33 protein-coding genes are annotated in these 18,849 nt (G+C 71.1%); 2 read left to right on the forward strand and 31 right to left on the reverse strand.

Annotated elements, in window-relative coordinates; genetic code table 11:
* Positions 1 to 31 precede the first annotated feature (31 nt).
* From AB0903_RS09075 to AB0903_RS09225, 31 genes are all read right to left on the reverse strand, one after another.
* Positions 32 to 751, reverse strand: a complete 720-nt coding sequence (locus AB0903_RS09075; RefSeq protein ID WP_366700532.1) for a hypothetical protein — start codon at positions 749 to 751, stop codon at positions 32 to 34.
* 193 nt (positions 752 to 944) lie between these two features.
* Positions 945 to 2,990, reverse strand: coding sequence for a phage portal protein (locus AB0903_RS09080; protein ID WP_366700534.1), 2,046 nt, complete (start codon positions 2,988 to 2,990; stop codon positions 945 to 947).
* A gap of 1 nt (position 2,991) precedes the next feature.
* Positions 2,992 to 3,177, reverse strand: coding sequence for a hypothetical protein (locus AB0903_RS09085; RefSeq protein ID WP_366700536.1), 186 nt, complete (start codon positions 3,175 to 3,177; stop codon positions 2,992 to 2,994).
* Positions 3,178 to 3,197: 20 nt separating this feature from the next.
* On the reverse strand, positions 3,198 to 5,006 hold the full coding sequence (locus AB0903_RS09090) for a terminase TerL endonuclease subunit (protein ID WP_366700538.1): 1,809 nt from the start codon (positions 5,004 to 5,006) through the stop codon (positions 3,198 to 3,200).
* A gap of 15 nt (positions 5,007 to 5,021) precedes the next feature.
* Positions 5,022 to 5,504 (reverse strand): phage terminase small subunit P27 family, encoded by a 483-nt coding sequence (locus AB0903_RS09095; RefSeq protein ID WP_366700540.1) that lies wholly within the window; start codon positions 5,502 to 5,504, stop codon positions 5,022 to 5,024.
* A gap of 140 nt (positions 5,505 to 5,644) precedes the next feature.
* Positions 5,645 to 6,010: a holin gene (locus AB0903_RS09100; RefSeq protein ID WP_366700542.1), complete on the reverse strand. Its 366-nt coding sequence runs from the start codon at positions 6,008 to 6,010 to the stop codon at positions 5,645 to 5,647.
* A gap of 2 nt (positions 6,011 to 6,012) precedes the next feature.
* Positions 6,013 to 6,171, reverse strand: a complete 159-nt coding sequence (locus tag AB0903_RS09105) for a hypothetical protein (RefSeq protein WP_366700544.1) — start codon at positions 6,169 to 6,171, stop codon at positions 6,013 to 6,015.
* 23 nt (positions 6,172 to 6,194) lie between these two features.
* The gene (locus tag AB0903_RS09110; RefSeq protein WP_366700546.1) at positions 6,195 to 6,422 is read right to left on the reverse strand and encodes a hypothetical protein; all 228 of its coding nucleotides are present in this window, start codon (positions 6,420 to 6,422) and stop codon (positions 6,195 to 6,197) included.
* A 155-nt stretch (positions 6,423 to 6,577) separates the two neighbouring features.
* The gene (locus tag AB0903_RS09115) at positions 6,578 to 6,985 is read right to left on the reverse strand and encodes a hypothetical protein (RefSeq protein ID WP_366700548.1); all 408 of its coding nucleotides are present in this window, start codon (positions 6,983 to 6,985) and stop codon (positions 6,578 to 6,580) included.
* Between the two features lie 4 nt (positions 6,986 to 6,989).
* Complete coding sequence (locus AB0903_RS09120) at positions 6,990 to 7,217, reverse strand: hypothetical protein (protein ID WP_366700549.1); 228 nt, start codon at positions 7,215 to 7,217, stop codon at positions 6,990 to 6,992.
* Positions 7,198 to 7,470: a MerR family transcriptional regulator gene (locus AB0903_RS09125; protein ID WP_366700551.1), complete on the reverse strand. Its 273-nt coding sequence runs from the start codon at positions 7,468 to 7,470 to the stop codon at positions 7,198 to 7,200. Before AB0903_RS09125 ends, AB0903_RS09120 begins: the two co-directional genes overlap by 20 nt.
* 201 nt (positions 7,471 to 7,671) lie before the next feature.
* A complete protein-coding gene (locus tag AB0903_RS09130; RefSeq protein WP_366700553.1) occupies positions 7,672 to 8,397 on the reverse strand; it encodes a site-specific DNA-methyltransferase in 726 nt (241 codons plus the stop codon).
* 65 nt (positions 8,398 to 8,462) lie between these two features.
* Positions 8,463 to 8,942 (reverse strand): helix-turn-helix domain-containing protein, encoded by a 480-nt coding sequence (locus AB0903_RS09135; protein WP_366700555.1) that lies wholly within the window; start codon positions 8,940 to 8,942, stop codon positions 8,463 to 8,465.
* Positions 8,939 to 9,640 carry a hypothetical protein gene (locus AB0903_RS09140; protein WP_366700557.1) on the reverse strand — a complete coding sequence of 234 codons (702 nt, stop codon included), beginning with the start codon at positions 9,638 to 9,640 and terminating at the stop codon, positions 8,939 to 8,941. The genes AB0903_RS09135 and AB0903_RS09140 overlap by 4 nt, the downstream gene beginning before the upstream one ends.
* An 81-nt stretch (positions 9,641 to 9,721) precedes the next feature.
* Positions 9,722 to 10,000, reverse strand: a complete 279-nt coding sequence (locus tag AB0903_RS09145) for a PadR family transcriptional regulator (protein ID WP_366700559.1) — start codon at positions 9,998 to 10,000, stop codon at positions 9,722 to 9,724.
* Positions 9,997 to 10,236, reverse strand: a complete 240-nt coding sequence (locus tag AB0903_RS09150; protein WP_366700561.1) for a hypothetical protein — start codon at positions 10,234 to 10,236, stop codon at positions 9,997 to 9,999. The genes AB0903_RS09145 and AB0903_RS09150 overlap by 4 nt, the downstream gene beginning before the upstream one ends.
* Positions 10,233 to 10,505, reverse strand: a complete 273-nt coding sequence (locus tag AB0903_RS09155; RefSeq protein ID WP_366700562.1) for a hypothetical protein — start codon at positions 10,503 to 10,505, stop codon at positions 10,233 to 10,235. The genes AB0903_RS09150 and AB0903_RS09155 overlap by 4 nt, the downstream gene beginning before the upstream one ends.
* The gene (locus tag AB0903_RS09160) at positions 10,502 to 10,678 is read right to left on the reverse strand and encodes a hypothetical protein (RefSeq protein ID WP_366700564.1); all 177 of its coding nucleotides are present in this window, start codon (positions 10,676 to 10,678) and stop codon (positions 10,502 to 10,504) included. Before AB0903_RS09160 ends, AB0903_RS09155 begins: the two co-directional genes overlap by 4 nt.
* A complete protein-coding gene (locus tag AB0903_RS09165; RefSeq protein WP_366700566.1) occupies positions 10,672 to 10,872 on the reverse strand; it encodes a hypothetical protein in 201 nt (66 codons plus the stop codon). Before AB0903_RS09165 ends, AB0903_RS09160 begins: the two co-directional genes overlap by 7 nt.
* On the reverse strand, positions 10,869 to 11,183 hold the full coding sequence (locus AB0903_RS09170) for a hypothetical protein (protein ID WP_366700568.1): 315 nt from the start codon (positions 11,181 to 11,183) through the stop codon (positions 10,869 to 10,871). Before AB0903_RS09170 ends, AB0903_RS09165 begins: the two co-directional genes overlap by 4 nt.
* A complete protein-coding gene (locus AB0903_RS09175) occupies positions 11,170 to 12,771 on the reverse strand; it encodes a hypothetical protein (protein ID WP_366700570.1) in 1,602 nt (533 codons plus the stop codon). The genes AB0903_RS09170 and AB0903_RS09175 overlap by 14 nt, the downstream gene beginning before the upstream one ends.
* 63 nt (positions 12,772 to 12,834) lie before the next feature.
* Positions 12,835 to 12,978, reverse strand: coding sequence for a hypothetical protein (locus tag AB0903_RS09180; protein ID WP_366700572.1), 144 nt, complete (start codon positions 12,976 to 12,978; stop codon positions 12,835 to 12,837).
* 41 nt (positions 12,979 to 13,019) lie between these two features.
* On the reverse strand, positions 13,020 to 13,454 hold the full coding sequence (locus AB0903_RS09185; RefSeq protein ID WP_366700574.1) for a hypothetical protein: 435 nt from the start codon (positions 13,452 to 13,454) through the stop codon (positions 13,020 to 13,022).
* Positions 13,451 to 13,678 carry a hypothetical protein gene (locus AB0903_RS09190; protein WP_366700576.1) on the reverse strand — a complete coding sequence of 76 codons (228 nt, stop codon included), beginning with the start codon at positions 13,676 to 13,678 and terminating at the stop codon, positions 13,451 to 13,453. The genes AB0903_RS09185 and AB0903_RS09190 overlap by 4 nt, the downstream gene beginning before the upstream one ends.
* 40 nt (positions 13,679 to 13,718) lie before the next feature.
* Positions 13,719 to 14,444 (reverse strand): hypothetical protein, encoded by a 726-nt coding sequence (locus tag AB0903_RS09195; RefSeq protein WP_366700578.1) that lies wholly within the window; start codon positions 14,442 to 14,444, stop codon positions 13,719 to 13,721.
* An 84-nt stretch (positions 14,445 to 14,528) separates the two neighbouring features.
* On the reverse strand, positions 14,529 to 14,801 hold the full coding sequence (locus AB0903_RS09200; RefSeq protein WP_366700580.1) for a hypothetical protein: 273 nt from the start codon (positions 14,799 to 14,801) through the stop codon (positions 14,529 to 14,531).
* Positions 14,798 to 15,328, reverse strand: a complete 531-nt coding sequence (locus tag AB0903_RS09205) for a hypothetical protein (protein ID WP_366700581.1) — start codon at positions 15,326 to 15,328, stop codon at positions 14,798 to 14,800. Before AB0903_RS09205 ends, AB0903_RS09200 begins: the two co-directional genes overlap by 4 nt.
* On the reverse strand, positions 15,325 to 15,879 hold the full coding sequence (locus tag AB0903_RS09210) for a hypothetical protein (RefSeq protein WP_366700582.1): 555 nt from the start codon (positions 15,877 to 15,879) through the stop codon (positions 15,325 to 15,327). Before AB0903_RS09210 ends, AB0903_RS09205 begins: the two co-directional genes overlap by 4 nt.
* Positions 15,863 to 16,297 (reverse strand): hypothetical protein, encoded by a 435-nt coding sequence (locus AB0903_RS09215; RefSeq protein WP_366700584.1) that lies wholly within the window; start codon positions 16,295 to 16,297, stop codon positions 15,863 to 15,865. The genes AB0903_RS09210 and AB0903_RS09215 overlap by 17 nt, the downstream gene beginning before the upstream one ends.
* A gap of 70 nt (positions 16,298 to 16,367) precedes the next feature.
* On the reverse strand, positions 16,368 to 16,631 hold the full coding sequence (locus tag AB0903_RS09220; protein ID WP_366700586.1) for a helix-turn-helix domain-containing protein: 264 nt from the start codon (positions 16,629 to 16,631) through the stop codon (positions 16,368 to 16,370).
* Positions 16,628 to 16,846, reverse strand: coding sequence for a helix-turn-helix transcriptional regulator (locus AB0903_RS09225; protein WP_366700588.1), 219 nt, complete (start codon positions 16,844 to 16,846; stop codon positions 16,628 to 16,630). Before AB0903_RS09225 ends, AB0903_RS09220 begins: the two co-directional genes overlap by 4 nt.
* Positions 16,847 to 17,027: 181 nt before the next feature.
* Between AB0903_RS09225 and AB0903_RS09230 the strand changes: the two genes are divergently transcribed.
* Together AB0903_RS09230 and AB0903_RS09235 are read left to right on the forward strand one after the other, a co-directional pair.
* The gene (locus AB0903_RS09230; protein WP_366700590.1) at positions 17,028 to 17,465 is read left to right on the forward strand and encodes a hypothetical protein; all 438 of its coding nucleotides are present in this window, start codon (positions 17,028 to 17,030) and stop codon (positions 17,463 to 17,465) included.
* Positions 17,466 to 17,803: 338 nt separating this feature from the next.
* Complete coding sequence (locus AB0903_RS09235; RefSeq protein ID WP_366700592.1) at positions 17,804 to 18,676, forward strand: Bax inhibitor-1/YccA family protein; 873 nt, start codon at positions 17,804 to 17,806, stop codon at positions 18,674 to 18,676.
* Positions 18,677 to 18,849 lie beyond the last annotated feature (173 nt).

Below are 18,849 nucleotides of genomic sequence, written 5' to 3' on the forward strand. Positions count from 1 at the left end.
TTGCCCCGCGCGGCTGCGCGGCGCGAGGGGGTCAGATGCCGACGAGGCGGCGCTTGCGGCCGTAGTCGGGGACGGGCGCCTGGCGCTCGTCGTCGTCCTCGTTTCCGCCGGCGGCGTCGAGGAGCTCCTGCAGCGCGTCGCGCGCGTTCTGCACGAGCGTCTTGTTCTTCTTCGAGAGGACCGCCCCGGCCCGGGCGCCTGCGGCCTCGAGCTCGGCGAGCTGGGCCATGACGGCCTGCGCGAACTCGTCCGGGGTCTGCCGCACGTCGAGGCCGCGCATGAGCTCGAGGGCGCTGCGGCCCGATTCGACGATCGCGTTGGGGTCCATGGGCAGCGGTACCGCGGACACCTCGAACAGCTCCCAGCCTTCCGGCGTTCCGGAGTCGTCGATGTTCCAGACGTCGAACCCGATGCTGAAGGCGTTCATCATCCGGGCTCGGTACTTGCGCTCGACCGTCACTGCGAAGTCGTCGTCCTGGTCGAAGACGATGTTCATCCGCAGCTTGTCGCCGTCGATCCACGTCTTGTCGGACCGGCCGATCGGCAGGCCGTCACGGCCCCAGTAGCTGTGGCCGTAGCCGACCACCGGGTTGGCGTCGAAGCGGCCGAGCTCGGCGCCCTTCATCGTGAGGTTCAGGCCGTCGCCCTTGCGGCCCTCGGTGGCGGCGACGATCGTGAGCGGCTTGCCCGCGTCATCGCCGTCGTCGGCGCGCTGGACGTAGCCGCGCAGGTAGTGACGCTGGCCCTTCATCGGTCCCTCCCTGGGTGTCGTATCTGGCGGTCACGCGGCGGCGCGTCCTGCCCACGCTGATCGCTCTCGGGCGGCGCGGGCGGCCGCGGGTCCGCGTCATGGCCGCGGTTGTTGCACAGCTCGCAGAAGCCGTTCTCCTCGACGCACTTCAGTCCGCAGCACCGGCAGCCGGTCACGCCGTCCCGTACGCGGCTCATACCGGCACCACCTGGCACAGGCAGCCGGCGTGCACGGGCGGGTGGAAGGTGTTCCGCTTGGCCACCAACTTCTCGCCCTCTTCCTCGCCGTCGACCTCGTCGCCCTTGGCGATGAACGGCGCCTCGATCTCCCGCACCGCGCCGTCGAGCCGCCGGCAGTACGGGCAGTTCTCGGAGCCGCGGGCGACCCACTGCACCTTCTTGACGCCGGCCTCTTTCCACGCCTCCCGCGCGGCGGCGTTGGACAGCTGCGAGCCCTCCCAGCTGGCGACCTTGTCGGGCTTCTCCTCCTGCCACTTGGTCAGCCGGGCCATCACCTCCGCGACGATGGCGTCCGCGTCGTCGCCCTTCTCGGTCGCGTTCCGCAGCTGGCCGAAGGAGGACGCGATCTGGTAGGCGACGTGGCTCACGGCGTACGCGCGGGCCCACACGGAGAGGTCGATCTCCTCCTCGCTGCCGACCTCGTCGGCAGCCTCCTCCGCGATGTCCGCGGCGAACAGCGTGAACAGCGGAACCCACAGGGCGGACATCGCCTCGGCGACCGGTCCGTCCGGGTCGTACAGCGCGCCGAGCGCCGCGATGAACGAGGACACGGACCGCGTCCGCAGCCGGCCCCGCTCCGGCTCGAGGTGCTGGGCCACCAGCTCGGTGACGCGCTGCACCTCGAGCTCGGTCGTCTCGGCGACCGCCTCCCGGATCTTCGGCTCGTACTGCTCGGCGATCGTCGCCCGCAGCACGGAACCGCGGCCGCGCATCATCCGAGCCAGGCGGCCTGCAGGCGACTCGAGCTCGAGGCGCGCCTTCGTCTCGAGCGCCGGAGCGCTCCGGCCCGCCGGCACCATGTTCAGCGGCACCAGGTACGCGTCGCCGCCGTCGACCGGGTTCTCGTTCTCCTTGTCCCGCACGTCGTTCGCGGACAGCCAGCCCCACTGCCGGCCGATCGCGTAGGCCTGGTAGCGGGTCAGGGTGTCGCCGCGCAGCAGCGAGTCGACCAGGTGCTCGGCGTAGTACTGCTCGCGCTCCTCGGGTAGCAGGAGCTGCGTGAGGATCGCCTGCTCCCACCGGACCAGCCAGATGTTCAGCGCGCTCGCGATGTAGTCCAGCTGCTGCTGCTCGATGTTGGAGAACGTGGCCCGCTCGAGGTCGTTGATCTTGTGCGAGGGGATGCGCAGCCAGCGGGCCATCTCGGTGACCTGCAGCTTGCGGGTCTCGAGGAACTGGGCGTTGTCGTTGGGGATGCCGACCTGCTGCCAGGTCACGCCCTCCTCGAGGATCGCCACGCGGTGCGCACGGTCGATGCCCTTGTGGATGTTCTCCCAGTCGTCGGCCATGCGCTTACGCGCCTCGGGCGACAGGTTCTGCGGGTGCGACAGCGCGCCGCCCGGGGCGCCGCCGTTGCTGAAGAACTTGGCCCCGTAGTGCTCGGTCGCCAGGCCGAGCCCGATGGCGTTCGCGGCGTGCTCGACGACCGAGTAGCCGCGGACCCCGTCGAACCCGAGGCCGCCGATGTGCAGGACCTCGTCGTCGAGCAGGGTGGCGTAGATGCCGTTGACGTCGTCCCGGTATCGGTAGAACCGCCGGAACCGGCCGGGGCCCAGGTACTTCACGCAGATCTGCAGGCGGTCCGGGCGCAGCGGCCACAGTTCCTCGATCGCGCCGGTGCGCTTGTTCGTGACGGCCTGGGCGACGGCGTTGCCCCACATCAGGACGTGGCCCTGCATCGTCTCCTTGAACTGGACCGAGGTCATCATGGGGTTGGGCTGGTCGTGCAGCAGCCGGTACAGCGAGTGGGCCTTGGCGCGCCGTTTGCCGCGGGGCTCGAGCCGCTCGTACAGGTGCAGCGGCAGGCCGGCCAGGTCCTCGCTGATGACGCGGACGCCGGCGAAAAACGGCGAGTACGTGAGCGCGGTCTCGTGGTCGACCCGGACGCCGGCGCTGTTCGCGCTGCCCCCCGTGAACCAGTCCTCCACCCACTTCTCGGGGGTGGCCACGCCGGACAGCGGGCCGGAGGTGGCCCGTACTGCGGAGCGAATGAAGCCCATGTCAGCCGCCTCCGTTCGGGGTCTCGGGCTCGGGCACCGCGGTGCGCTCCTCGATGAGCGCGCCGCTGACGCCGATGGTCAGCAGGGCGAGGCCTGCGACGGCGATGCCCAGCCAGAGCTCGACCAGGCCGAGGCCTGTGCCGAGCAGGCCGATGCCGAGCAGGGCGAGGACATCCCAGCGGTCCACCCGCGCCACCTCCTTGGGGGTTACAGGGCCATGCCCTGGGACTCGTAGATGGACGGGGTCGGCAGGCCGCGCATGCCGCCGTCGACGGCGAAGAACATCGCGGGCATGCCGTCGATGCGCTTCCCGGTCTTGTCGCGGGCAGGCTTGACCGGCCGGATGCGGTCGGGGTCGTCGCGAGGGCTCTTGCACTCGAGGTTGTCGGCCATCCACCGGGCCACCGGGTTGCCGTAGTGCGCGTACTCCTTGGACTTCAGCCCACGCATGAACTCGGCCATGGGCGGCGTCATCCGCCCGTACGTGGTGTCCGACTCGACGGTCTTGAGCCGAGTCCGCTTCTCGATCTCCTGCCGGACCGGCTCACCGCACCACTTGTCGTACGTGATGTCGACGATCCCGTACAGCTGGTGGTCGGTCTCGACGTCGTCGTAGATCGTGTCGTAGTCGATCGTGTCGCCGTCGGTGAGGGTGACCCATCCGTCGTCGGCCCACTCCGAGAACGCACCGTTGGTGTGCTCGTCCAGGACCGGAGCGATGGACTCCGGCGCCCAGAACCGCCAGAGCATCGAGCCGTCCGGGAAGTACAGCGCCCAGGCAGTGAGGTCCAGCTTGCTCGAGAGGTCCAGCCCCGCCCAGCAGCGCTGGCCCTCGAGGCGGCCGGCGATCCACCCTGGACTCGGCGCGATCTCCCGGGCGTTCATGTCCCACAGGTCCATCGGAATCCAGCGCGTCACCTGCGAGACCCGCTGGTTCAGCCGGAACTGCCGGAAACCGTTCTCCGCCTTGTGATCAGTCCGGGCCTCCTCGGCCTCCTCGCGCAGCGACTGCACCGAGAGGAACGATCCCAGCGCAGGGTTGGCCCAGTACCAGTTCGCCTCGTCCCACGGATCGATGGACACCGGCAGATCGGGCCGGCCCGGGAACAGGCGATGCAGCCGGTCCAGCTCGTCCTGGGTCCGCGGCGTCTTGCGGACGAACGCGAAGTGGTGCGGCGCCCGGTGCGGCTGCTCCACGACGCGGTCGGCCTCGTCGATGAAGTCGGCCCCGAACGACACCTGGTCGCTCGTCTCGGTCGTGATCGCCAGCATGAGCGCCTGGTGCCGCGCGCCCGCCGCGGTACGCATCGCCTTCCACAGCGAGTCGTCCGGCTGTGAGAGGACCTCGTCCAGGATGAACGCGTGCGGGTTGTGGCCCAGCTCGTTGTCCGCGTCGGACGGGATGATCTCGTAGTGCGAGCCGGTCTGCTCGTCGACCAGGCGCCGCACGTTCTTGATGTGCGTCAGCCGCTTGGCCAGGATGGGCGACCGCTTGACCATCTTGGTCGCGGGCTCGAACACCTTGCCCGCCTGGCGGGTGGTGGCGGCCGCACCGTAGACCTCGGCCGAGTCCTCGCCGTCGCCGCACAGCATGTAGAGCGCGATGCCGGACAGCAGCGCGGACTTGCCGTTCTTGCGCGCCATGACCACGGTCGCACGGGTGTACCGGCGGACGTACCGGCCCCACTGCTCGGACCAGATCACCTCACCGAACAGCGGCCGGATGATCTCATGCTCCTGCCACGGCGCGAGGACGAACGCGTGGTTCGCCATCGCGCCGGCCGGATGCACCAGGAGCTCGGCGAAGAACTTGACCACGCGGTCGGCGCGCGGCTCGCAGTAGTGCGCGCCGGAGCGGGCGCAGGTCTTGCCGTCGAGGGTGTACCCGCAGCGGCCGCCGCGGCGGGAGTTCGGCCGCCACCGCTTGGCGTGGTCGAACCGGACCGCGCGGCGGCGGCCGGGCGGGCGGGTGGCCGCCTTGCTACGGACTGGGCGTGCCGTTGTTCGCGCTGCCATGGCGCCCTCCGTACGTCAGGACAGCAGCCGCTCCGCACCGGCCGGGTCGGTCTGGCCGCCGATCTTCAGCTGGGCTCGGTCACTCGGGGTCAGACCGAACCGCGCGCCGTACCGCTGGACCTGGGCGTCGGCCGCGTCGAGCGCCAGGAGCCACGCGTTCTTGCCGAGGCGGTGGCCGGTCAGGTCGCCGTTCTTGTTGTAGACGGGGTGCTCGACGACGGCGCCCTCGTCAGCGACGTGCTGAGCGGCGTCTCGCCGGCGGGCGACGGCGTCGCACCAGTTGGCGTACGCCTCGGTGTCCCACGCGGTGAGCACGCCCTTGGCGATCAGGTCGTCGGCCAGGGCGTGCCAGACCTCGAGGGCCTGCTCGCTGAGCCAGGCCGGCGGCTCGACATCGAGCTCGGCGGGCTGAGGCTCGGCCGTGTTGATCCGGTCCTTGCGGTCGCCGTGCAGGACGCGCAGGGCGGTGGGCTTGGGAGCGGGTCCGCGCTTGCCCATGGGACTCACCTCCGGTCACGGTGCGTTACGGCGGGGGCCCCGATACGGCGGATCCCGTTACCTGTCAGAGCGCAGCTGGGCTCCCCCCCGCGTTCCGCGGGTCCCCGGGCCAGCGATCCAGGCCCCCCTCCCCCTCACGGTCAGTAGCGCGGGCCGGCCGCCCAGCCTCCGGGCTGGTGCTTGGCGGTCTCGCTCGAGTGGCACGGTGCGCACAGGCCGCGGCCCCGGAGGGGGTCGTGGTCGTCCAGGCCGCGGGCCTTGAGCTCGCGCTTGGACAGCGGCCAGTGGTCGGCCTGAGTGCTCGGCGCCTGCCCGCACACCCGGCACACCGGGTCACGCTCGAGGACGCCGGCACGGAACCGCTGCTCGTGCTCGCGGCCGTAGCCCTGCGCCGCAGCGGAGCGGCGGGGCCGGCGCTTGTCGTGCCGGGGGCACTTGGAGGCAGGGGGGAGGGGGGTCCCTGCGCAGCCTGGCGTGGTACATCGGCGAGGTGCTCGCGTCGGCATGGTCACTCCTCGGCGTGGTACTCGGCGACGTGCTCGCGTACGGGCGCAGTGTCGAACCTGAGCTCCAAGCGTCCAGGCTCTTGAACGGCCCGTGTGGCGAGTTCGATGGGGCGCTGGCACTCGGGGCACTCGACAGTGACCTTCAGACGGCCAGTGGCCATGGGTGCCTCCTGCCAAAGCCTGGCTACCTGATGGGGATAGTGACGGTGGTGGTGGCTGCGTCGTCCCCGTAGCGGACCTTGTGGCCGTCGCTGGCGTGCAGGTACAGCGTGGCGGTCACTTCGCAGTAGCTGGTGCGGATCTCTCGCACGTACTGCGCTGGCAGCCCCAGCGCGTCACAGATGGTGCGCAGCGCGGCGTGGGGGACGTGGTCCGGGATCACGGGCAGTTGGACGTCGATGGGTTCGGGCACGTGCTTCTCCTGGTGTGGTCCGCCGTCCGGTCGCTGCGCGCGCTCCGGGAACGCTGTTACGCCCGCGGAGGAGACCTCCTCGGTCCCATCGCCGGACGGCGGGGCATAGGTGAGCCCGGCCTGCGTGGTGCGGGCCGGGCTCGGTGCGGGGTGGGTCAGCGCTTGGGGCAGGTGCGGCCCTCGTTGGCCTTGAACTCTGTCTGGCCGTCCTTGAGGCCGGTGGTGGCCTCGCCCATGTTGCCGACGGCCTTCTTGCCGTTGCCGAGCCGGTTGTCGACGCTGGCGGTGCCGCCGGTGCTGCAGTTGATCTGGATGTGGTAGCCGGCCTCTTCGGTGAGGCTGTCGGCGACGGCGGTGAAGACGTCCTCGAGCCGCTGGGTGCTGTCGACTTCGACGATGACGTCTCGGCTGTTGCCGCTGGTGTCTTGCTTGACGACCTTGTACGGCGGCGCGTCGGCGGCGGGCTTGCCCACGAACTCGGCTCCTTCGCTGTCGCTGCTGCAGGCGGTGAGCGCGAGGAGCAGCGCTGTGGTGATGGCCGGGGTGAGGTGTCTGGGTCGCATCCGGTCAGGGTGTCGGATGCGGACGGGCCCGCTCTCCGGTATGCAGATCCTGTGATGCTGCTGTGACGCTAGCGTGCTCGGCCGGGAGTAGCAGGGCCTCGATCGCGCGGGACAGGTCCTGTTGGGCCACGGTGTGCTCGTACTGGGCCTGGGCGAGTACGGCGTGCGCGGCCTGCTCGATGCGCTGGGCGTCGCGTACGCGGGCGACCTGGTCAGGCGTGGGCTGCAGCACGGGGCGCTCCTGTCTGCTCGGGGATGCCGACGAGGCGTAGGGCGCGGCTGCGGGTGGCGAGTTCGGCGCGGGCGAGGTCGGTGTGCGCGTACAGGGGGTGGCCGTGTTCGTCGAGGCCGCAGGGCTGCAGGTGTCCGCGGAATGCCCATGACCGGATGGTGATGGGGGTGACCTCGGCTGCGCCAGCGGACAGGAGTCGTCGCCACTGGGTGGCCTGCTCGGCTGCCTCGGCGGTGGTGTAGTGGCCGGCCATGTCACCTCCGGGTACCGGGGGAATGCCGCAGCCCCGGACTGGTGTGGTCCGGGGCTGCGGGCCAGGGCGCGACTCCTGGCGGTTACTGCGCTGGGTAGCTGTGGGCACAGGTGTGCCGCTGGCATCAGTGTTGCGCTAAGTCGTGATCTTTGTCCAGCGGCTTGCCGTACGGGTGTGCGAACGTCTGGGCCGGCCGGGTGCCTACGCGGCAGTTGCCAGGCGCTGCCGGGCGACGGCTGTGTACTGCTCGGAGCTCTCGATGCCGAGGAAGTTCCTGCCCTCGAGGAGCGCGGCGGCTCCGGTGGTGCCGGAGCCGGTGAACGGGTCCAGTACGGTCCCGTCCTTGGGCGTGATGCGGACCAGCTCTCGCATGACGTCTTCCGGCTTCTGCGTGATGTGCTGCCGGTTCTTGCCGCGGGGCTGACTGCCGGTGAAGTGCCCGGGCAGGTAGACGGGGTCGTTCCCGGGGATCATCGCGCCTTTGCTGCCCCAGACGATGAACTCGCAGTCCTGGCGAAGGCGGCCGGGCTGCGGGCGGGCGGACGGCTTGTGCCAGACGGCGACGCCGCGCCAGGTGTAGCCGGCCGCCTGCAGCGCGTCCGTGGTGGTGGGGAGCTGTCGCCAGTCGGTGAAGACGAGCGCGGCGCCGCCGGGGCGGGTGAGGCGGTAGCAGTCGGCGAGGATGAGAGAGAGCCAGGTGAGGTAGCTGCGCTGATCGCGGTTGTCGCCGGTGAAGTCACCGAGGTCGAAGCCGTGTTCGCGGCCGCCGCTGGTGAGGTACTTCTGCCGGGCGGTCTTGCTGGTGCGCTCGGTCATGGTGCGGCCGCCGCTGTTGTAGGGCGGGTCGGCGATCACCGCGTCGATGGGGGTGGTGAGCGTCGGCAGGATCGTGAGTGCGTCTCCGTGGTGCAGGGTCCAATCGGGCATGGTGGCCTCCTTGGCAGGTCGCGTACGCCAGCTGCTGGCGAGCGAGTCGATGCCGTGGCCATCGATCATGCAGTAGAACGGTTGTTCGAGTCCATGCTCTTCTGTTCCGCCGGCGGCGGGTAGTACTCGTCGAACGCTGCGGCGAGACGCGCCAAGGCGGCCGCGTGGTGGCGCAAGCCGTCGGCCCAGCCGCGTGCGACGGTGTCGCACACGATGACGTGGGACGGTCGGGCGGCGACGGCCGCGGCGACGGCCTGGCCGAGCTGTCGCATCGCGGCGTCTGCCTCAGCAACGCGCTGGGCCCTGCTCGGCCGCGGTGTCTCGCCGGGTGCCTCACCTGTCGCACGGCCGGTGTCGCACGGCGTCTCGTCTGTTGCTATGTGCTGGTCAGGCTGTCGCACGGTGTCTCCCTTGGCTGCGGCCAGGTCTCGGCGGACGGTGTCCTTGCCGACGCCCAGGTGGGCTGCGATGGCGCGCAGGGATGCACCGTCGCGCGACATGCGGGCGACTGTCGCGCGACGGGCGGCCACTGTCGCATTGGTCATGACGGGGGTGTCTCCTCGGCGGTGGCGGCGGCCATGAGGACGCCGATCCGGTACAGGGTGGGCATGACCGCGGCGTGGTGCGCGCGGTACTCGGCGGGGGTCAGGAGCAGCCCGCATGCCTCGCAGTCGAGGTAGGTCTGCCAGTCCTCCTCGAACAGCGCGAAGGCGCGGCAGCTGGGGCACGGAGCCTCTTGGACGCGGCGCTGCGGCTCGGTGCGGGTGACAGCACGGATGCGGTGAATCAGGTCGCGGAGCTCGGCGTACATGTCGGTCACCCAGGCCCGGGTGACGACGTGCCGGAGGTTGGCCAGGACGTAGTAGCTGTAGTCGTCTCCGGGGCGCAGCGCGGGGAGCGCGTGGCCGAGCTGATCGGCCAGGCGGTCGGCCCAGGCGTACAGGACGGCGTGGATGGGTGTGGGGCCGGTCTGGTCGTGGTGGGGGTCGTGGACGGTGCCGGGGGCTGCGGGGCCGAGGAGTGTCAGGACGTCCTCGCGGAGCGGGAGGGGTGCGTGGGCGCGGCCGGTGCCGCCGAGGCGGCCGGTCGCGGGTGCTGCGCCGATGTGCAGCGATGCCTCGAGGAGAGGGCGCTGCAGCGGGATCTCGCGAAGCCAGGCGCGGAGGCGGTTCTCGCACCGTACGCAGGCGGTGCGGTGTGTTTCGTCCGGGTGCAGGGAGCGCCTGCAGGTAGGGCAGTTCATGGTCGGGGCTCCTGGTGGCGGTTCTCACGCGCGCCTGCGATTGTGCGCGTGCGAACGCAGGCGTGCGCGAGCGAGGTCTGGCTACTCACGGGTGTTCTCGAGGACGGAGCGGGCCCGGGCGGCGCCGCGGTCGGTGAGCTTGTAGAAGGTGCGAGGCGGCCGGCCTTCTGGCGTGGCGGTCTCGGTACGGGACTCGACCCAGCCGGCCCGCCGAAGTCGTTCGAGGATCACGTAGACGCTGCCGGATCCGAGGCCGGTGCCGCGGCAGATGGACAGGCCCCATGCGGGGTGGGCCGGGTTCACGGCCAGCAGGTGCCGCAGGATGAGCCGGACTTTCTTGGAGAGCAGCAGACGGCTCATGGGCGAGCCTCCTTCGTGCAGTCGGTGTCGTGGCGGGTGCCGCGGCTCACCCAGAAGCAGATGCAGCATGCGGCGTCCAGCTCTTGGCGGGCGGTGAGCAGCTGCTCCTCGACGTACCGCGTCTCGTCCCCGGTTGGAGTGGGGTGGCGCCGCCAGGTCCTGGCGATGTGGACGCCTGCGGGAATCAGAAGGACCAGGAGGGCGGCGGCGTACGGGAGTGCCGGCGTGGCGGTCACCGAGTGCCCTGCCCGGCGCAGCGTTCGCAGTCGGTGCCCGGCCACTCGATGCGTGCGCCTGGGTAGCCGCGCAGCAGGTCCTCCTCGCTGGCGGCCGCGGAGGCCAGGCCGAATTCGGGGTCGTCGATGACGAGGCAGCGGCCGGACGGGAAGGCGGCGCCGTCGAGGATCTGGCCGTGGCGGAGGTGCAGCCGGAAGCCGCGGGTGAAGTCCGCCACCGGGACCGCTTCTGGCTGTGCGGCGCGCTCGGAGAGGCGAGGCGTGTTCATCGGGTGGTGGTTCCGATGAGGGCGGGCAGCGGGCACGGGACGTCGGCCAGGCAGTCGATGTCGATGCCGGAGACGAGGTGCACGTGCGCGCCGGCGGCGGCGAGCTCCTGGGCTGCCTGCCGGGCCGGGTGTACGTCGGTGGGGCGGGCGAACGGATCGATCGGATTCAGCATGCTGCTCCTTGTCGTGGGGTGAGTCGGTAGCCGATGGCTTCGGCGAGTTCGGCGAGGTGCTCAGCGGCGTCAGGGTCGGGATGAGCTCGAACGCCGCCGGGGTGTCGGGCGCCGCCGTACGTGCCGTCCGGCCACCACTCGGCCTCGAGCCGACGGCGCTGCTCGGCGGAGAGCTCGAGCACCGGGCCGGTCACCGCGGCCGCCACGGCTGCGGGCGGACGCCTTCGCGGGTGTCCCCGCGCGGGGCACGCCTCGGCGGGCGCGGGCCCGTGCAGGTGGCGTGGTGCGGCATGGCGCGCCACTCCTGGCCCTTGGGTTCGGGGTGGGCCGTGGTCAGGCCGCGGCTGTAGAGGATGTCGTCGACGCCGCGGGTGACGGCAAGGTTGCCCTGCGGGTTGGGGTCGGCGTCCACGGGCTGCCTCACCCCGTTCTTGGTGGTGAGGGTCCAGCGGATGCGGGCGCCGCAGCGCCGGCAGCGGACGACTCCGTGGTCACTGAGGGGCACTGGCTTCTCCGTTCGTGGTGTAGCCGTCGATGGCGTTCAGTTGCTGGGCGACGCGCTGCAGGCCGTAGATGCGGCCGGCGGCCGCACGCCCGTACGTGTCGATCGCGGCGCGGATGCTGTCGGGCGTGGCCGCCTCGCGCAGGGCGCGGCGCTGCGCCCGGGTCAGGACGGGCGGCTCGGGCCCGGACGGAACGGGCGGCGGGATCGGCACCAGGTCCTCGACGGTCGGCGCGACGGCGTTCGGGGCTGGGCGCGGTTTCTCGAGGGCCGAGGCGTCAGGGTCGGCGGCCGCGGCCGGGACGTACAGCGCGATGTCGAGGCACACCTGGCATGCCTGGCCGGTGTGCCAGATGACGCCGTCCTCGCAGACGTCCATCGCACAGCGGCCGAGGCCCGTGTTGCGGGGCAGGCCGACGCCGAGGATCCAGCGGCCGCCGTCCCGCACGGTCTTGGTGGCTGCGTAGCGGCGCTCGAGGCGGGCGGTGATCCGGCGCATGCCGGTCCCCTGGGCCAGCTGACCGCGGATCTCCCGCTCAATGCGGGAGATGACCCAGCCGCTGGTCTGCGGGGCGAGGAGGTGTCGTACGGGCTTGAGGACCGACCAGGCTCGGGCGGACAGCGTCGGACCGGATCCGTCCGCCGGGCCTCCGCTGCAGGCGCCGCTTGTGCCCTGGCCACCCGCCGGGCGGAAGGTGTCCGGGCTCGGGTTATCCACAGGCCCTCGCGCTACAACGGGTAGACGCCTACGGCGGATCCCAGGATCAACCTCTCGCGAACACCCGTCAGTGGGAGAGGGCCTGTCTTCCTTAGACGTGAGGGATCCGTCATGATCGGCCGGACCCGACCCGTCATGGATGTCCGTACTCGTGCCGACGGGGTGGAGCGGGGCGTGGTGGACGGTGACGAGGTGACGGCCCTGGCGTCCGGCGCGCCGGTCGAGTTCGAGCCAGCCGCCGGCCTCCAGGTCGTCCATCAGTCGCAGGCCGCTCTTGGCGCTGAGTGGCTGTCCGGCGTTTTGGCCGGTGTGGTGGAACAGTTCACCGGCGAGCTCGGCGCCGGTGACGGGCAGGCCGAGTCGGGTGGCGCGGGTGAGGTGGAGCCAGGCGCGGAAGCGGCGCGGGGTGAGGGCCTCGGCGATGCGGACGGGGACCTCGATGGCGGCCTGGTCGTGGGGGACGAGGCGGGCGTAGCGCTCGGCGGTGTGGCCGGTGCCGCCGCGGTGGGTGCGGCGCCGGGTGGCTATCCACGGTTCGTCGTCGTCGGGGCAGGGGCCGGGCTTGTTCAGCAGGCACAGGCCGCGCTCGATGGCGGAGACGGACATGCCGAGGGCGATGGCGAGTTCGGTCACGGCGGCGGTGCAGGGGGGTTCGTCGGGGCGTGCGTACAGCCAGGTGCGGCGGGCGTCGAGGGCGGCGACCTTCACGTACACGGCGATGGCTTCGTCGTTGTAGTGGGAGCCGCGGAAGAGGGCTTCGGGAACCCACACGCTCTGCTCGCTGCGCCGGCGGGGCCGGTTGTAGCGGACCGCGCCACCGGCCCCGCCGCGGGTGCGGCGGGGCTCGGCGGCAGCGAGCAGAGCGGCGGACATCAGACCGAGGGCTCCCCGGACGGGGTCTGCGCGGCGTCGGTCATGAGGCGTGGTCTCCCGGATTCAGTCGGTGTAGGTGAGGCGGTGGTCGTGCTCGGCGCACTCGCACGGGCAGTTGTGGGAGCGGTTGCAGGGGCACGGCTCGCAGCAGTAGTGCCGGCCGCAGTCGCGGCACCTGGCACCGCTGCAGTCCTCGCAGTGGTCCATCGGGTCTCCGATCGCGGTGAAGGGCGGCGGTTTGTGGAGCGTCAGTGCCGGTACGGATCGGGGCGCTTGGTGTCGCGGCCGCTGGTGAGCGTGATAGCGGCCGGGCGGGCGTTGTCGGGATGCCGGTCGCGGACCATCCAGCCGCCGTGCTCGAGGCAGTTCAGGCTGCTGCGGGCCTTGCGGTCGTCGATGCCGGCGCTGCGGGCCAGGGCGCCGACCGACGGGGTGCGCTCGGCGGGGATTCGGCCGGTGGCCGGGTCGGCGAAGGAGGCCAGGAGGAAGCCGCACAGCCGGGGGACGGCCAAGAGGTCGCTGTGCCGCAGTGAGTCTTCGAACGCGGCCCGGTCCCACGTGCCGTCGGCGGCCGTCACCTGGGCGGGGGCGGGCGGGGCCGTCGGCGTGGCAGGCCGCGGGCGCATGGCCAGGTCGCGGGGGCTCGGCCGGGGCGTGGTGAAACGTTCAGTCATCTCGGTCACAGCTGCTGTCCTTCCGATGGGTTGTGCTGCAGGTCGCCGAGGTGCTCGAGGAACTCGGCGACGGCGTGGGCACCGTGGGCGTGGTGCTCGCACCCGGTCGCGCAGCGGAGCTCGGCGTACGGCTTGCGTCGCCATTCGCCCCACTGCGGCGACCAGGGCTTGGTGTTCTCTCCCAGGTCGATGTGCAGGCCCGGGTAGTCGAGCGGCCGCCACGGGCCGCTCATGACGGCCCGCCCCGGCGTGGGGTCGGGACGGACCGCCCGCTCATGCGCCGGTCTCGCCCGCCTGTTCGGTGGCGCGCTGCAGCGCCTCCTGGCGGGCGTGCTCGCGCTTCGGCTCGAGCAGCACGTAATGCACGGCACGCTCGGCCTGCAGGCCGTACAGGAACGCGGCGTCTGCGATGCCCTGGGATGCGTCGAGGGCGTCGTGCATCTCGGATGCCTCGTGATCGGCGAGATAGGACTCCTGCGCCAGGCTCTCGGCGTGCTCGCCGGCGTCGAGCCGCATGGCCAGCGCGCGGTAGGCCGCGGCGACCTTGCCCGCGTCGCTGTACCGCTCGAGGCCGGTGATGTTCAGACGGGCGCGCGGGAGGACGACGTCGTCCTTGTCCCGCTCGAAGGCGACGCGAGGCGGCTGCGCACCGGTCTGCACCTCACGGATCGCCCAGACGGCGCCGGAGGCGTACAGCAGGGCCGCGTGCTCGTACAGGCGGTGCAGATCGAGCTCCCGCTGCAGGTGCAGGTCCCCGAGTCGGTAGACGGCGTGGTCGTGCGGGGACTGCACGCTGTGGTGGGTGTGCGGCTCGCCCGGGTACAGCGTGCGGACGGTGTCGATCTGGCCGTCGTGCAGGCGGCGGCGGTCCAGGTCGACGGTCTCCTTGACGAGGACGGCGGCGCGGTAGGCGTGCCGGTACTCCCGGGCGGCCTCGCCGAGCGCGTACACGGACTCGGTCAGGCTGTCGAACCAGGGCAGGGTGCGGCGGCGGGACATAGGTCTCCCTGTCGGTGAGTTGATCGCGGGGCGTTGGGGCCGGGCGAGCGGGACGGAGCGGGCCACGTCCCGCCCGCCCGGCGGTCAGCGGGGCCGGCGGTGCCGGTGGGGCGGTACGCGCCGCGCCCACGCGGTGCCGTACTGCGTATCGGTCGGCGGCAGTTGCGGCGGGGCGGGCGGCATGGTCGGGAGCGGTCGGCTGCGGTAGGTGCGGGCCGCCTCGGTCAGGGCGAGCACGGCCCAGCCGAGGACGGCGACGAGGGCCACGACGCCGACCACCCACAGGGGCTCGGCCCCGAAGATGGCGGCCATGGTCGCGGCGCAGACGGTCAGGAGGAACAGCAGGCATGCGATCACGGCGCGCCTCCGGGGGTGGTGTCGGCCGAGTGGACGTCGCCCCGCAGGGTGTCCTTCTCGGCGAGCGGCAGCACGGTCACGGGGGTGAGCGCGGGCCGGTCCGATCCGGCGCCGTCCTCGGTGACAACGGCGGCCGTGGTGGTGCCGGCGTCGAGGACGGCGCGCGCCCGGGCCTGGTCGCGCAACAGGCCGTACTTCTCCTGCTGCTCGAGCGACGCGGTGTACGAGGCGCGGGCCTCGTCGACCGTGGTGTGCAGGGCGTCGGCCACGTCCTCCCAGGACGAGCCGCCCTCGATGGCGGACCAGATGACCTGCCAGCGGCAGCCGGTCAGTTGCTGCACCAGGTCGGCGTTCGCCTCGAGCGCCACCAGCGGGTGCGGCAGGGTCTCGAGCTCGCGCTTGGCCACGGCGATGTTGCCGTCGTTGCCCTCGGCGGCCGCCGCCTCGAGCACGCGGGTCCACATGCCGCGCGACGCTCCGTCGGACCACACCTCGACGAGCTGGCGCTCGCTCATGGGCAGCGTCATGACAGGTCACCTCCTGCAGCGGCAGCCATGTCGGCGGCCGCGATCTCGGCGCCCATCGCGGTCATCGCCGCGGTGGCGCACCACGGGGAGCAGTGCCAGCGGACGGGCTGCGTGCTACCGGCGACGTCGACGAGGATCCAGCCGAACGGCGCGGTGTCCTCACGGCTGTAAGTGCCGCAGTGCGGGGTCGTGCACCGACCGTCTGGGGTGATGCAGCTGCTGCAGAGGTCCAGGAAGCGGGAGTTGGGCACCCAGGCGCAGCCGCCCTCGCAGGCCATCTCGTCGGTGCAGCCGCACCGGTCGCAGGCGGGCGTCTCCTGCAGCTTGGCGAGCTCGCGGTGCAGGCGGACGCACTCGGCCTCGAGGAACGCCCGCTGGGTGGCGATCGCCATCATCTGCTGGGCCAGCTCGGGGTCGACGACCCAGCCGGCCTCGGCCAGGACGCGGACGCTGGTCCCGATGGGGAGGTGGTGGGCGTCCGGGTGGTCGACCAGGCCGGTCATCGCCACGCGGGTCGCGCGGCGTACGAGGTCCTCAGCCACGCTGTCCACCGCCCCGAACCTGCTCCTCGAGTTCGGCGATCCGCCGGCGCAGCGTCTTCTCGACGTCGTCATGGTCGAGCAGCACCCGCACCATCACGCGGTGGCCGAGCCACTCAGTGGTGAGCGCGTGGGACTGGAAGAGCTCGCCGCCGGACGAGAACCGGTCACCGTCGGGGGCGATCTGGCCGCCGAGCCGGTCGGCGCACGCCCGCAGGGCCTCGAAGGGGTGCCTGACCCGGCTGCTGCAGTCGGCGACGAGCGCGGCCTTGTAGGAACCGAGCTGCCAGGTCGTCAGCGTGGTGTCGTGCAGCTCTGCGATGTCGCCGAGTTCGGTCGTCAGCAGCTTGACGAGCGCCTCGGCGAGCACCAGGTGCGTGACGGGGGTGGATGCCGGAGTCTCCGGCGGGCGGATAGGCTCGTTCGTCATGGCCTGCCCTTTCGGTGAGTTGGGGTGGGTCCGGGGTCGTCGGGTCGCGTCCGGCGGCCCCATATCTGTGTCAGCCGCTACGGCGGCGGCCGATCGGCGTGATGTCGGCGAGCGACTTGGGCTCGGTGGGCACCTGCGCGGCCGGCGCCTCGGTGGCGGGGCGGACGCGGTGCATCTCCTTGAAAGCCCTCAGGTCCTCGGCATCGAAGACGACCTCGCGGCCGATCTTCTGGTGCTGAAACCGGCCCAGGTTGTTGAGGATGTAGCTCTTCTTGCAGCCGAGGAGCTCGACGGCCTCATCCACTGGGTAGTTCTTCAGGTCCTCGCCGCTCATATCGCGCCTCCGTCCATCGCGAGCTCCGTGTCGCCGGCCTCGAGGACGCGCTTCATGCCTGCGTAGACATGGGCACTGGGCTGGGTACTGCCCTTCTCGATCTTGTAGATCTGCCACTTGGAGCAGCCGACGGCATCCGCGACGGCGACGACCGACAGGCCGCGGCCCTCCCGGATCCGACGCGCTTTCGCTCCGTCGACCTTGAGGCTCAACATGACTCCAACGTACTCCAATGTTGGCGTCTATCAAGCCGTACCGACGAGTAATTTGGCCAACCTTGGGTCACATTGGCGCGGAGGAGCATCGGGGCCGGAACGTTGGACTCGGCACGTGACGGAAGAGTGAAGACCTCGACCAACCTTGGAGCGCGTTGGAATGGCGCTGTACTCTCGGCCCATGACGGCTGACGCGGGGCCCATCAGGCTGGGCAGACGAGTGGAGAGCCGCATCTCGAAACTCGGTCTCGAGTACACGGAGGTGGCGCAGCGCGCCGGCTTCTCTGTCGAGACCCTGTCCAAGATCCGCAAGGGCGTCACAGTCAAGCCCCTCACGTACCGGCGACTCGAGCGTGCGTTGCAATGGCAGCACGGGAGTGCCGGCGACGTCCTCGACGGCGGCGAGCCGAGGTCGCTCGAGGATGTTCCGGTCGACGATGAGCCGGAAGCGCCGGCGCCTGTCGAGGAGATCGACCCGCGAGGCGAGGCTATTCTCACGATCCTGGCCGACCTGCCTCCGCGGGTGCAGGTGGACGTGCTGCGCCGGCTCGGTGACCGCCTCCCGGCAGAGGTGCGGTCCGAGGTCGAGGCCAAATGGCGTACGAAGCATGCGGGTTAGCGTCAGCGGCGGTGAACCGCCATACGGGTGCCCTGGCCTGGGTGTTCCTGCCCGTGTTCCCGTGGGAACACGGAACACCTCCGAGATCCTTCGAACTGGCTCGAACTGAGTCGAACTGGTGAACTCAGAAGCTGGTCAGAGCGTTGCCGCAGGTCAACGGGGGGTTGGGAACGGGTTCAAGTCCGGCTCCGGGCACTCGACGCCCCACCGCCACCGCTCCCCGGGGGCCCTCCCGGGTCACGATCCCGGAAAGATCCTCCCAGGGCACTAGGGCGTTCTCTTTGCGTGCCCATTACTCTTGACACCTAGGCCGCGCACGGTGGCCAAGGAGGAGTGAGATGAGGAGCAGCAACCCGGTCTTCTCGCGACGGGGGTTCAGCCGTGACAACGGCTACGCCGGCTTCAACGCGCAGCAGCCGCAGGCCGGGGGCCCCGCCGTAGGAACGAACCCCTACGCCCAGGGCGCCGGCACCCCTTACGCGACCAACCCCTATGCCCCGGCGGGCACGCAGCAAGGCGCCCCCGCACCGGTCCGTACGGACGTCATGACGATGGACGACGTCGTCACGCGCACCGGCATGACGCTGGGCACCGTGGTGCTCGGCGCGGTCCTCGCCTGGGCCCTGCTGCCGGTGACGCCGACGAGCTACGGGATCGCCATCGGCTCGGCCCTGGTGGCCTTCGTCCTCGCGATCGTCCAGTCCTTCAAGCGGACGCCGTCGCCCGCGCTGATCCTGACCTACGCGGCCTTCGAGGGCATCTTCCTCGGCGTGATCAGCGAGATGTTCAACAGCCGCTGGAGCGGCGCGCCGTTCCAGGCGGTGGTCGGCACCATGGCCGTCACCGGCGCGATGCTGTTCGTGTACAAGCAGCGCTGGATCCGGGTCACCGCACGGTACGCCCGGATCGGTATGACCATCGCCCTCGCCTTCATCGGCGTGATGGCGGTGAACCTGCTCCTCGTCCTCTTCGGCGTCGCCGAGGACGGCGGCCTGCGCAGCTTCGGCACGCTGGGCGCGATCGTGAGCATCCTGGCCATCCTGATCGGCTGCTTCTTCCTGACCCTGAACTTCAAGGAGATCGAGGACGGCATCGCCTACGGCGCCCCGCGTCAGGAGTCCTGGCTCGCGGCCTTCGGTCTGACGGTGACGCTGGTCTGGATCTACCTGGAGATGCTGCGTCTGGTGGCGATCTTCAGCGGCGACGACTAGTCGGCCCGCCGCCCGGCCTCCGCGCCGGGTGACAGCCGCACGAAGGGCCCGCAGGCACTGGCGGGTTCTAGCGATCCTCGCAACACCCTGATCTTCAGGGAGTTGCGGGGATCGTGGATTTTGAGGGCTTGAAGGTGAGGTTCTTCGAGGCGCTGGACCGGGAGAACGGCAGT

This window comes from Streptomyces sp. NPDC048389, assembly GCF_040706335.1.
Lineage (GTDB): Bacteria > Actinomycetota > Actinomycetes > Streptomycetales > Streptomycetaceae > Streptomyces.